Genomic DNA, 12,186 nt, shown 5'->3' on the forward strand with positions numbered 1-12,186 from the left:
GGCATGTCCCTCGATGCCCCGCTTCTCAACGTGGCCCGGCGCACCGGCCTGGCGGAACCGTGTGGGGGGCGCGAGGCAAATCCCCCCCCACCGATGGCCAAACCCGACTTCCCAGCCAGTGAGATACGACAAGCGTACGAGTCGAAGGCTGGGGAGCCGCGGGGGTGCGACGAAATGACACATCGCGAGAAGACGTGGGGGCCGGCCCGAGAGTTCCCTGCCTCGGGTCTCAGGAGCTGAGACCCGAGTCCATCAGCCCTTCGACAGCTGATCCCGCGCCGCCTCGAGCTGCTGGCGCACCTCCCGGATGCTGTCCAGTTCACGGCCAGCCGCGCCGTGTTCGATGCCGCAGTAGCCGTGGTACCCGGCGTCGACGACGATCTTCATCATCCGGGGGTAGTCGAGCGGGCTCTGGTTGCCCTTGAAGTCCCACACCGTCGGCTTGACGCTGACGCCCTTGGCCAGCGGCATCATCTCCTGGACGCCGACGTACGAGTCGTAGCTCTCCACCTTCGCATCCGGGTTGGCCTGGGTCGGCCGCGAGATCGAGAAGTTGCCGAAGTCGGGCAGCGTGCCGGCGCGCTTGTGGTCGGCCAGCTTGATGGTCTGCATCAGCCACTTCGCATTGCTGCTCAGGCCGCCGTGGTTCTCGATGATCACGTTCAGTCCGTGGGTGTCGGCAAACACGCAGAGCTTGTGCAGGCCGTCAGCCACCAGCTTCTGCTGCTCCTCGGGCGTGCCGCTGCTGTAGGCGTTGACACGGATGGAGTGGCACCCGAGGGTCTTGGCTGCCGTGACCCACTTGTAGTGGTTCTCGACCGCCTGTTGGCGCTTGGCCGCGTCGGGATCGCCGAGGTTGCCCTCGCGGTCGCACATGATCAGGACCTGCGTGACGCCCTCGCCCTTCGCGCGGGTGTTCATCTCCGCGAGGTAGGCCGCGTCGGTCGCCTTGTCCATGAAGAACTGGTTGACGTACTCGATGGCGTCGACCCCGCACGACCTGGCGATCTTCGCGAAATCGAGGTGCTGCATCGTCTGCTTGCGCAGCGGCTGGTTGATGGACCACTCCGCCAGCGAGATCTTGTACAGCGGCGCCTTGCCCCTGGCCTGGGCCAGTGTCGGCACGGGTGCGGCGATGGCGCCGAGGGCCGCGGCAGCGGGCACGGCAACGGTGGACGCGAGGAACTGACGACGCGACGACGTGTTCACGAGAGATCTCCTGCGATGCTCTTCCACTCGACGACCTTGCCGGTGGTGATGGCCTGGTGGCCCATGATGGCGGTGAGCGCGCCGGTCGCGCCCACGGTGATGTCGGCCGGGTTCTTCCCCGTGCCACGAATGCAGTCGTAGAAGGCCTGCATGTGCGCGCTCGGGTGCTCGTCCACCTTGTCGGCCAGCATCGTCGGCGGCGTCTTGCCGTCGAGCGGGTACACATTGGTGTCGCCCATCAGGTCGCAGGCGCCCTTCTGGCCGTACACGTGCACGAACTGCCCGCCGCCCGGCAGGCCCTTCGGGTGGAAGACCATCTGCGTGAAGTACAGCTTCACGCCGCCGGGATAGTCGTAGCTGAGGGTGTAGCCGTCCATGATGGAGCGGCCCGGCGGGTCGTCCTTGTACAGCAGGATGCCGCCGAAGCCGGCGGCCTTGAGCGGCGTGGCGCCGACCGCCCAGTTGCACAGATCGAGGTTGTGGACCGACATCTCGATCAGGTAGCCGCCGGACTTCTCGACGTCGAAGAACCAGTCGGCCGACGACCCGGTGTGGCTCAGGTCGGACTCGGAGTGGCGCTGCGCCTTCACCATCAGCACGTCGCCAATCGCGCCACTGCGGATCTTGCCAACGGCGGCCTGCAGGCGCTTGTACGAGCGGAGCTGCTGCCCCGTCACGAACACCTTGCCCGACGCCTTGACGGCCTTCACCACCGCCTGCACCGACGCGGGGGTGATCGCCACCGGCTTCTCGCAGTAGACGTGCTTGCCCGACTGCAGCGCCGCGACCGCCATCTCCGCGTGCAGGTGCGGCGGCGTCGCGATGACCACGGCCTCCACGTCCTTGCGGTCGATGACGCGCCGCCAGTCGCTGACGGTCGTCGGGGTGTCGCGGGCCGCGAGCGTCGCGGCCGCCGAGAGCCGGTCGGCCTTGGTGTCGCAGAGCGCGACGACCTTGCCGAGTTCGAGCACCGAACGCAGGTCCTGCGTGCCGCGTCCGCCGGTGCCGATGACGGCGGTGGGAATGGCGTTGGGCACGGGGGCCGCCGGGACGACGATCTGGGGTTGCGCGGCGACACGGGACGCAAGCGCCGCAGACGTGGCAATCGAGGCGCCGGCCTCGAGCAGTTGGCGTCGGGTGAGGTCGTGGTTCACGGAAGTCCGGCCTTTCACGCGGGACGGGCCGCCTGCGCCTGCAGGCCGCCGATGACACTCTGCACGTACTCCCTGGCGCGGCGCGCCAGGGCGTCGATGCCCTCGGGCGTCGACGGGCGCGGCACCAGGGGCTCGAAGATGTTCTCGAAGACCAGCGGCATGGTCAGCCCGGTGCGCATGACGGGCTGCAACAGGCGGTAGTGATCGATCTCGCCGAAGCCGGGCCCGCAGTCCTCGTCCTTCGGCCAGTCGCGATGGTCCTTGATGGCGAAGGCGCGCACGTCGCCGACGCAGGTGGCGATGTCGGCAATCGGGTCGTGGCTCTCGTAGTCGAGCACGTTCCCGGCGTCATAGCACATCCGGACGCCCTCGTCACCGACCTCGCGGATGATCCGCGCGCACATCGCGCCGGTGGCGGTGTTGCCCCCATGCTGCTTGATGAGGACCGTCACGCCCGCCTTGCGCGCATCGGGGCCGATCGCCTTCAGGCAGGCGACGACGCGCTCGTACTCGCCGGGACGGGTGCGACCGAAGGTGAGCAGATAGGGGATACCCGCTGCCGCGGCCTGCGCGATGCGCCGGCGGTGGTCGTCGGTGGCGTTGGGTTCCTCGAGGAACACCGTCGAGAACATCATGACCGGCGTGAGCCCGAGGTCGCGGCAGCGACGCGCGAGCGCGGCGGCCTCCGACGGCGGCGCCGCGACGTCCATCGCCGGGCGCTGCTGGCCGCCCGTGTCCTTGTGCGTGACGCCCCACGCCACGTGGTCGTAGCCGGCCGCCCTGATGCCGGTGAGCGCGCGGTCGAGCGGGAAGGCCGCGTACGGCAGCGTCATGCAGGCGTACTGGAAGCGCGTCGGTGCGCCGGCGGAGACGGCTGCAGCTGCCGCCGGTTGCTCGCCGACACGCGACCGCGCCTCGAGCCGCGACGCCAGACCCGACGCGGCGAGCGCGCCGAGGAACTCCCTCCTGTGCATGGGCAGCACGATATCCGACGCGTCGGCAATTTGAAATTTGAAATTGGAAATTGATCGGCGGCCGGCCTCTCGGCCTCGCCGCTCGGGACATCTCGCCGGGGCTGCGGCGCAGCCGCGCCCTCGCGCATTTCAAATTTCGAACTTCAAATTGCCACCTCAGTAGCCGCGCGCGGGATCGACCACCGACAGCATCCGTCCGCCCGACACGTACCGCCGCAGGTTCTCGCGAACCAGGTGCCAGCGGATGTCCTCGTCGATCTCCGAGTCGGCCGCCACGTGCGGCGTCAGGATGACGTTGGGCATCGACCAGAGGGGATGCCCCGCCGGGAGTGGCTCCGGCGCAGTCACGTCGAGGCCGGCGCCGCCGAGCCGCCCCTCCTGCAGCGCCTTGGTCATCGCCTCGGTGTCGACGGTGCCGCCGCGCCCGACGTTGACGAAGAACGCCCCCTTCTTCACCGCCGCGAAGAACGCCGCGCCCATCATCCCGCGCGTGTCGGCCGTCAGCGGCAGCGTGTCGACGATGACGTCGGCGTCACGGGCGAAGGCCAGCAGGTCGCCCGACAGTCCCATGCGCGACACCCCGTCCGGCAACGGCCCGGGCGTGTTCCGGATGGCAATCACCGTCATGCCGAAGGCGTGTGCCCGCCTGGCCACCTCGCTGCCGATGCCGCCGTACCCGACGACCAGCATCGTGCGTCCCGTGAGGGCCTGCGCGGGCTGGTCGCCGCCGGGGAGCGAGGGCAGGCCGGGCGTGCCCGGCGCGCCGCCGCGCGCCCACCGCCCCTCGCGCTGCGCGACGATGTAGCCCGGCAGGCCGCGGGCATGGGCCAGGACCAGCGCCATGACGTGCTCGGCCATCACCGGTCCGGCGATGCGCTGCATGTTGGTGAGCAGGATGCCGCGCTCACGGAAGATCGGGCTGGCCAGGCAACGCTCGACGCCGGCGTTGTAGGTCTGCACCCAGCGGATGCGCGGCCCGCCAGCCAGCACGTCGTCCTCGCAGAAGCCGAGCACGGCGTCGACCTCGCGCGCCGCGTCACGCGCTTCGGAGAACGAGCCGGCGCCCACCAGTTCCACGCCCGGCGCGGCAGGCTGCAGCCAGGCGCGTCGTTCGGGGGTGAGGTCCCGCACCAGGATGCGCCGCGGCGCGGTCCAGCCCGGCTGCGCGCTGAGCGGCTGCGCCGCCTCCCGCAACCCGAGTTCGGCCACCAGGCGGGCGACGCGTGCGTCGTCGGGCTGCGCCAGCAGCGGCACGACGAGGGCACAGGCGAGGGTCGGGCCGAGCAGCAGGCGGAACGGCAGCATCAAGGACACGGGGACCTCCGGTGGTCGGACGGGAGCCGCCAGTCTACTGCCGACCGCTCGGCGCGTCGTCGGCCCTCCATCCGAAGGCCTGCAGCATCACCCCGAAGATGTCGGTGTTGCGCATGTAGCCGCGCACGCGCTCGGCGCCGGGCCCGGTGGCCGCGACCATCACCGGCTCGCCCGTGTGCCCGTTGTCCATCCGGATCGTCGGGATGCGGATGTTGCGCCGCTTCTCCTCTTCCGCCCTGGCCTGCTCGGCCTCGAGGCCCTCGAGCAGCGGCGCACCGAGCCGGCCCGCGCGCAGCGCCAGGTCGAAGGAATGGTCGGCGGTGAAGACGAGCAGCGTGTCGCGCCCGATCACTTTCGAGAGGGCCGCGACGGCCTTGTCGAGGGCCACCATGCGGTCGAGGCCCTGACGCACGTTGTCGGTGTGCGTGTCGCCCTCGACCATGAGGAAGTACCCCTTCTTGTTGCGCGCGAGGATCTTCTGCGCGGCGAGCGCGGCCTCCTGGATGTCGAAGGCCGACGAGTCGAGCAGCACGATGGCGCGACGGGCGTCGGCAGGCACCTCGGCCAGCGACCCGTGAATCGGCCGGCCGGCGCCGCTGGAGAGCGCCTCGAGACTGGTGCCGGCGGCCGCGAGCGACCTGGTGAGCGCCGCACGGCCGGGGCCGATCATCACGTCCACCCCGTCGCCGAACCGGGGCGCGAAGGCCTGCCTGAAGATGACGGCGCTCTGCGCGCGGTCGTTGGCGTGCGCGTAGAGCGCCGCGGGCGTCGCCCCGTACAACGAGTCGTTGGTGACCAGCCCCGTGGACAGCCCATGCTGCTCGGCGTACTCGAGGATGGTCTTGAGCGCGGTGCCGTCGGCCTGGCCCTTCACCGTGTCGGCCGCCTGCGAGATGACGCCGTTGTGCGTCTTCTGGCCGGTCACGATGGCGGTCATGCCGGCCGCCGAGTCGGTGACGATCTGCGAGGCCGTGGACGTGTCGGAGAGCCCGACGTGCGGCAGCGACTGGACGAACAGCCCCCGCGACGTCCCCGTCGCGTGCAGGCTGGCGGCCGTGAGGGTCCCGAGGCCACCGGCGTCGGCGATCACGAGGACGACGTTGCGCGCGCGCCCTTGTGCCGACACCAGCACGGGCACCACGAGCATCAGGAGGATGAGCGCCTTCTTCATGGCGCCGAGTATACGAAGCCTCGGTGACGATCGCCTCTCGCGCGCGCGACGCCGCGAGGCCGGCGGCTCGGCCGTGACGGCCCGACAGCGGCGGGACCGAGCGGGCAACCGCGCGTCCCCGCCGACGCGCGGCTATGATGCGGCCATGCGACGCCTGCTCCTGCTCCTGTCCGTCCTGGCCGCAGCCTCGTCGGCGCACGCCGCGACGTCCATCCGCATCATGCCGCCCGACGGCAGCACGCTTGCGGCGGGCCAGTTGGTCGACATCCGGGTCGAGGCGACCGGCGACGGCACGGTCGCGCCCGCGGGCCTGCGCGTGTGGGTCGATGGCACGGAGTGGACCGGGCGCAACGATCCGAAGGCGCAGGACGGGGCCGCCGCAGGCACCACCAACTTCCTCGCCCGCCGGTTCAGCCGTAGCACGGCCGGGCCGCTGGTCATTCGCGCGACGACCGCCGACGGCGCGACCGCCGAGTCCCACGTGCGCGTCGAGGCCTGGGCAGGGCCAGTGCGCGCAGGACGGCCCCGGGCCCGCAACGTCATCCTCTTGCTCGGCGACGGCATGGGGGCGGCGCACCGCACGGCGGCGCGCCTGGTGTCGCGCGGCTGGCGCAACGGCAAGGCCGGCGGCAGGCTCGCCATGGACACGCTGGACGTGACGGGCATGGTGATGACCGGATCGCTGAACGACGTCATCACCGACTCGTCGCCGGGGATGTCGAGCTACGTGACGGGCCAGAAGGCGTCCAACAACCAGGAAGGCGTGTTCCCCGACAACACGCCCGACCAGTTCGACAACCCGCGCATCGAGTACCTCGGCGAGATCCTGCGTCGCACCCGCGGTCCGGGCTTCAACGTCGGCATCGTGACGACGGCCGACCTCACCGACTCGACACCTGCCGCCAACGCGGCGCACACGTCGAGCCGCTTTGCCGGTCCGGGCATCGCCGCGCAGTTCTTCGACGAGCGCAGGACCAACGGCGTGTCGGTGCTGCTCGGCGGTGGCGCCGCACACTTCGCGCCGAAGGCGGGCGGCGGCTCACGCCCCGACGCCCGCAACCTCGTCGACGAGTTCGCCGCGGCTGGCTATCGCACCCTGCGCACCGGCGCCGACGTGAAGGCCGTGCTCGACCCGGCGACGCCGGCGCCGAAGGCCATGCTGGGCCTCTTCCACCAGTCCCACCTCGTCGTCGCCTTCGACAAGGTCGGCGCCGGGCGCTACAGCGACGAGCTCTCGCTCGAGAAGAACGCCGCGTATCGCGACACGCCGATGCTGGAGGACATGACCAGGGCGGCGCTGAAGTCGCTGTCGGCGCACTCGCCCGCCGGCTTCTACCTCATGGTCGAGGGCGCCTCGATCGACAAGCGCGCGCACGCCGCCGATCAGGAGCGCTCGATCTGGGACACCATCGAGTTCGACCGCGCGGTCGCCGTGGCGCTGGAGTTCGCGGCCAGGACCAACGGCGACGCCAATCCCGACAACGACACGCTGGTGATCGTGACGGCCGATCACGAGTGCGGCGGCATGGCGATCATCGGCGTCGGCAACGAGCGGTACGCCCCGGCCAGGCTGGGCAAGGCGGTGCGTGACTACGCGGCCGTGTTCCGCTTCCTGCCCGAGCAGGTGCTCGACTTCAGCCCCAATTACGTGGTCGACGAGCGCGGCTTCCCCGTCGACCCGAACCCGTCGCGCAAGCTGCTGCTCGGATGGGCCGCGGCGCCGGACCATCACGAGAACTGGACGTCCGATCGCGTGCAGACCGAAGCCGCCGTGCTCGAGAAGAAGGACGACGGGCGACTGGTGTCGGTGGCCAACCCGGCGCGCGCCAAGGCGGGAGAGATGCCCGGGTTCCTGGTCGCCGGCACCATCGAGAACGGCGAGACGAGGTGTCCCGATCCGGCGGGCTGCCCGGCCGACACGGCGTCCAACGGCCACACGTTCGCCGGCCACACGGCCACCGACGTGCCGCTGTCGGCCAGCGGGCCGGGCGCGTGGCAGTTCACGGGCGTGTACGAGAACACCGACGTGCTGCTCAAGATCCTGCGCGCCGCCGCGGGGACGTACCAGGCCGGGCCGGGCACCGCCACGCGGGCACCGGGCACCGGAAGGCGCAGCGCGACGCCTCGGGCGCCGGCTGCCGGGCACCGGGGTCCCGGGCCGCAGGAACCGCCGGTCGCACCGGGGGCGCCGTGACGGCGATCATCCGTCCCACGACGGCCGACGACGTGGCGGCACTGCAGGCGCTGGTCGGGGCCGTGGCGCTGGAGCGGCGCTATCTCGGCGCCACGCAGCCGTTCACGCTGCAACAGACGCGCGACTACCTCGCGCACGTCGAGGCCGGTGGCGGCGTCGCCCTCGTCGCCGTGAGCGGCGAGCGGCTGGTCGGCTGGACCGACATCCTGCCCGGGCCCTTCGAGGGGCTGACGCACTACGGCCGCCTCGGCATGGGCGTGGCCGCGGATGCACGTGGCCAGGGGATCGGCCCGGCGCTGCTGCAGGCCGCGCTGCGGCTCGGGTTCGAGCGATTCCAGCGCATCGAGCTCGAGGTGTTCGCGTCCAACACCCGGGCGCATCGGCTCTACCTGCGACTGGGGTTCGTCGAGGAAGGGCGACGCCGCGCCGCGCGCCTCATCGACGGCCAGGCCGACGACATCCTGATGATGGGGATGCTGCGCGAGGAGTGGACGAAGACACAGACATAGGGCGGGGTGTCCCACCCCGCCGTTGGCTCGACGCTGTGGCAACGCCGCCGCCTGCGCGGAGCGATCTCGAAGGAAGGACGCCCTGCCCGGCCCTCACTCCACCCGGACGTCGTCGGCCACGCCTGCGCCAGGGAACGCGATGACGCGCGTGCCGGGGGCGAGGCCCGATACGACCTCGGCAGCCACGCCGTTGCGGTGGCCGATGGTGACCGGCGTGCGCCGCGCGCGACCGTCGCGAATCACGAACACGATCCAGCCATCCCCCTCTCGCACCAGGCATCCCACCGGCACGGTGACCACTCGCGGCGCCTCCCAGACGATCACGCGCACGTCGACCCGGTAGTGATCGCCGAGCACCACGCCGGCCGGCAGCGGGTCGAGTGAGACCACCACGTTGACCCGCTGCTCCTCGACGCCCAGTGCGGAGACCTTGGTGAAGCCGCCGGGCTCGACGCGCCGGACGCGCCCCTGCAGCGGCGTCGCCCCGCCCCAGCCCTCGATCAGTGCCCGCTGTCCGGCGGCGATGTGCACGGCATCGGTCGAGAGGAAATCGGCCACGACCTCCAGTTGCGTGACGTTGCCGATCTCGAGCAGCGGCTCGCCCTGCGGCACGACGGACTCGCTCTCGCGGAGCCGGCGCAGCACCAGGCCATCGACCGGGGCACGCACCTCGATGGCCCGGGCGGCGGCCGCGTTGGCGGGCGCCAGGGCAGCCCGCACCTGCCGCAGGTCGGCCTCCGCGCCGACCACGCGCTCGCGCGCCACCGCCATCGCCTGTCGCGCCGTGGCCGCGGCGACCTCGACGGCCTCGGCACGCTCACCCGACACGGCGCCTGCCGCGAGCAGCCGACGTACCCGCGCCAGTTCACGATCGGCCTGCTCGACCTGCACGCGCATGCGTGCCTCCTCGGCGCCCGCTGCCCGCACGGCCGCCTGCGCCGCGCCCAGTCGGGCGCCGAGCTCGGCGCGGGTCCGCTCGTCGAGCAGCGAGGCCGGCGCGGGCTGCAGCGTCGCGACGACGGCGCCCGCCCGCACGGGCTCACCCGGCTCGAGGCCGATCCGCAGCACGCGGCCCGCAACCGGCGCCGACACCACGTAGCGGTCGCGCACGCGGGTCTCGCCATCCTCGTCGACCGTGACGACAAGTGGGCCGGTCGACGCGATCGCGCTTTCCACGGGCAGCGGGCGCGGGCGCAGGCTCCACGCCGCCAGCGCCACCAGCAGCGTCGCGGCGAGGATCAACACCAGGCGACGAACGAGGCGGGCGCGGGGCACGGCCATGTCGACACTCTACTCCCGGGTCTTGAGCACACCCACCAGGTCGAGGTGATCGAGTTGCCGACGCACGACGAGCCCCGACAGCGCCGAGGCGGCGATTGCCACGGCGGCCGCGATCGCGAACGTGCGTGGGGCCACCGCCAGCGGGAAGCGATACATCTCGGTCTGGAACGCCGTCACCACCACCCAGGCCAGTCCGTACCCGATCAGCAGGCCGATCGGCACGGCCAGCAGCGTCACGACCGCCAGCTCGCCGAGCAGGATGGCGGAGATCTCGCCGCGCGTGAAGCCGAGCACGCGCAAGCTCGCCAGCTCGCGGCTGCGCTCCGACAACGACACCCGCGCGGCGTTGTAGGCGACCCCGAACGCGATGATGCCGGCAAAGAGGACGTTGAAGGCGATCATCACGCCCATCGTCTCGCCCAGGGTCTTGTCGAAGCTCTCCACCATCGCCTCGGTGAGCGCCACGCCGGCAACGGCCGGCAGCACCTTGAGTCGGCGATGCAGGATCGCGGCCTGCTGCGGATCGACCCGCAGGTGCGCGCCGGAGACGACGGGCCCCTCGCCGGCGAGAGCGGCCAGCGCCTGCTGTGACATGTACGCCGAGAGGCCGAGATACTCGTCGACCACGCCGGCCACGGGGACGACGGCGCGCCGGCGGCGCCCCTCGAGCAGTTCCACGTCGAGTCCATCGCCGGCACGCACCTGCAACGCGTCGGCGAGGGCTCGCGACAGCACCAGCCCGGCGACCGGCACCTGGCGCACGTGCCCCGACACGTCGACCACCCGGTGGAGCATCGGGTCGGCAGGCAGCCCGGTGATGGCCACCTGCCGTGACCGCTGCGCCGCGTGCAGTCGTGCCGCCACGACGCGCATCGGCTCGAGGGCGACCACGCCAGGCAGGCGCGCGAGGTCGTGCAGCGCCTGCGCGCCGCGCGGCTCGACGAGCGCGACGGTGACGTCCTGCCGCTGCACGAGGTCGAACTGCACGCGGATCATCTCCGCCATCGCATCGACGAAGAACAGGCCGACGACCAGCAGGGCGGCCGAGAGGGCCACGCCGATGATGGAGGTGGCCGCGCGGAGCGGTTGCCGCTCCAGGTTGCGCACCACCATGCGCGCCGCGGGTCCGAGCCAGGCCCCCAGGCCGAGGCGTTCCACCAGGCTGGCCCGGTAGCGGGCCGGCGGCTCGGGTCGCATCGCCTCGGCCGGCGGCAGCCGCACTGCCCGCCTCACCGCGCCGAGGGCGCCGAGCGCCGAGGCCACGAGGCTGATGGCCACGGCGGCCGCGGCCACCGCTGGCGGCATCCGGTACAGCAGAATCGGGAAGCGGAAGTAGTCGTTGTACATCCCGATGATGCCGCCGCCCATCCACGCGCCCGCCACCAGGCCCGTCACGCTGGCGCCGGCACCGACGACGAGGCTCCACGTCACGTAGTGCCAGCCGAGCGCGCCGCTCGAGTACCCCAGCGCCTTGAGCGCGGCGATCTGCTCGCGCTGCACCGCGACGATGCGCGTCAGCACCACGTTGAGCAGGAAGGCCGCCACCGCGAGGAATATCGCCGGCACGATCAGTCCGAAGCCGCGCAGCTGATCGAGCTCGTTGCTCAGCGACCAGTTCGAGATCTGGAGACGGCTCGGGATGGCGCCGAGCCCGCCCCACGGGCGCAGGATGTCGTCGACGGCCGCCAGCACCGCCGGCTCGGAGGCGCCGGGAGCGAGCGCCATCGTCACGTCGTTGAACGCGCCTTCCATATCGAAGGCGGCGCCGAGGGCCTCGCGCGCCATCCAGATGATGCCGAAGCGCGATGCGTCGGGGATCACGTCACCGGGCCTGACCGTGTAGACGTACTCCGGAGACAGCGCCACGCCGACCACCTGCAGCGGCCGTCGACGGCCGTTGATCAGCGCCGGCACGATGCTGCCCGGACCGAGGCGGTGCGCCAGTGCGAAGCCCTCCGAGACGAGCACCTCGTCGGGCCTGCCGGGCTCCGGGTAGCGGCCCCGCCGCAGGAACACGTCGTCGAGCACCGGCACATGCGGCACGGGAATCGAGACGAGGCGTCCGGTGGCCGGCTCCACGAGCGTCGGCAGGTCGAGCGTCACGTCGGCGACGACGCGCAGGTCGACGCGGGCCACGCCGGCAATCCCCTCGAGGCGGCTGCGCAGGCTCAGTGGCGCACGGCGCACCGTCGCGAAGACGTCGGCGAAGCGATAACGCTCGTAGTAGGCCTGCTGGGTGAGCTGCAGCGAGGCGAAGGTCGAGAGGTACGCCACGAACATCGCCAGGCCGACCGCCATCACCGCGCCGATGGCGATCGCCTGGCCCCGCAGGCGCCAGAGATCCCGCAACAGCTTCCGGTCGAGGGCGCGCAGCATCGGC

9 protein-coding genes are annotated in these 12,186 nt (G+C 71.7%); 2 read left to right on the top strand and 7 right to left on the bottom strand.

The features are described from left to right. Positions 1-252 precede the first annotated feature (252 nt). From TBR22_RS19960 to TBR22_RS19980, 5 genes are all read right to left on the bottom strand, one after another. A complete protein-coding gene (locus tag TBR22_RS19960) occupies positions 253-1,209 on the bottom strand; it encodes a sugar phosphate isomerase/epimerase (RefSeq protein WP_239489589.1) in 957 nt (318 codons plus the stop codon). Further along, positions 1,206-2,363 carry a Gfo/Idh/MocA family protein gene (locus TBR22_RS19965; RefSeq protein WP_239489590.1) on the bottom strand — a complete coding sequence of 386 codons (1,158 nt, stop codon included), beginning with the start codon at positions 2,361-2,363 and terminating at the stop codon, positions 1,206-1,208. Before TBR22_RS19965 ends, TBR22_RS19960 begins: the two co-directional genes overlap by 4 nt. Before the next feature lie 14 nt (positions 2,364-2,377). Then, entirely contained in the window at positions 2,378-3,337 is a 960-nt protein-coding gene (locus TBR22_RS19970; RefSeq protein WP_239489591.1) for a sugar phosphate isomerase/epimerase, read from the bottom strand. Between the two features lie 156 nt (positions 3,338-3,493). Then, a complete protein-coding gene (locus tag TBR22_RS19975; protein ID WP_239493511.1) occupies positions 3,494-4,642 on the bottom strand; it encodes a D-2-hydroxyacid dehydrogenase in 1,149 nt (382 codons plus the stop codon). A gap of 43 nt (positions 4,643-4,685) precedes the next feature. Next, on the bottom strand, positions 4,686-5,822 hold the full coding sequence (locus tag TBR22_RS19980) for an alkaline phosphatase (protein WP_239489592.1): 1,137 nt from the start codon (positions 5,820-5,822) through the stop codon (positions 4,686-4,688). A gap of 145 nt (positions 5,823-5,967) precedes the next feature. On the opposite strand from TBR22_RS19980, the gene TBR22_RS19985 reads away from it, so the two are divergent. Both TBR22_RS19985 and TBR22_RS19990 read left to right on the top strand, forming a co-directional pair. Beyond that, a complete protein-coding gene (locus tag TBR22_RS19985; RefSeq protein ID WP_239489593.1) occupies positions 5,968-8,016 on the top strand; it encodes an alkaline phosphatase in 2,049 nt (682 codons plus the stop codon). Then, positions 8,013-8,525, top strand: coding sequence for a GNAT family N-acetyltransferase (locus TBR22_RS19990; protein ID WP_239489594.1), 513 nt, complete (start codon positions 8,013-8,015; stop codon positions 8,523-8,525). The genes TBR22_RS19985 and TBR22_RS19990 overlap by 4 nt, the downstream gene beginning before the upstream one ends. A gap of 93 nt (positions 8,526-8,618) precedes the next feature. Here the strand turns inward: TBR22_RS19990 and TBR22_RS19995 are convergent, their stop codons facing one another. Together TBR22_RS19995 and TBR22_RS20000 are read right to left on the bottom strand one after the other, a co-directional pair. After that, the gene (locus TBR22_RS19995; protein ID WP_239489595.1) at positions 8,619-9,806 is read right to left on the bottom strand and encodes an efflux RND transporter periplasmic adaptor subunit; all 1,188 of its coding nucleotides are present in this window, start codon (positions 9,804-9,806) and stop codon (positions 8,619-8,621) included. A gap of 9 nt (positions 9,807-9,815) precedes the next feature. Further along, entirely contained in the window at positions 9,816-12,182 is a 2,367-nt protein-coding gene (locus TBR22_RS20000; RefSeq protein ID WP_239489596.1) for an ABC transporter permease, read from the bottom strand. Between the last annotated feature and the right edge of the window lie 4 nt (positions 12,183-12,186).

This window comes from Luteitalea sp. TBR-22 (assembly GCF_016865485.1).
GTDB lineage: Bacteria > Acidobacteriota > Vicinamibacteria > Vicinamibacterales > Vicinamibacteraceae > Luteitalea.

Excerpts from the sequence above, each read along its gene's own strand:
- TBR22_RS19980 (WP_239489592.1), bottom strand. The coding sequence starts at position 5,822 with ATGAAGAAGGCGCTCATCCTCCTGATGCTCGTGGTGCCCGTGCTGGTG.
- TBR22_RS19975 (WP_239493511.1), bottom strand. The coding sequence starts at position 4,642 with ATGCTGCCGTTCCGCCTGCTGCTCGGCCCGACCCTCGCCTGTGCCCTC.
- TBR22_RS19995 (WP_239489595.1), bottom strand. The coding sequence starts at position 9,806 with ATGGCCGTGCCCCGCGCCCGCCTCGTTCGTCGCCTGGTGTTGATCCTC.
- TBR22_RS19985 (WP_239489593.1), top strand. The coding sequence starts at position 5,968 with ATGCGACGCCTGCTCCTGCTCCTGTCCGTCCTGGCCGCAGCCTCGTCG.
- TBR22_RS20000 (WP_239489596.1), bottom strand. The coding sequence starts at position 12,182 with ATGCTGCGCGCCCTCGACCGGAAGCTGTTGCGGGATCTCTGGCGCCTG.
- TBR22_RS19970 (WP_239489591.1), bottom strand. The coding sequence starts at position 3,337 with ATGCACAGGAGGGAGTTCCTCGGCGCGCTCGCCGCGTCGGGTCTGGCG.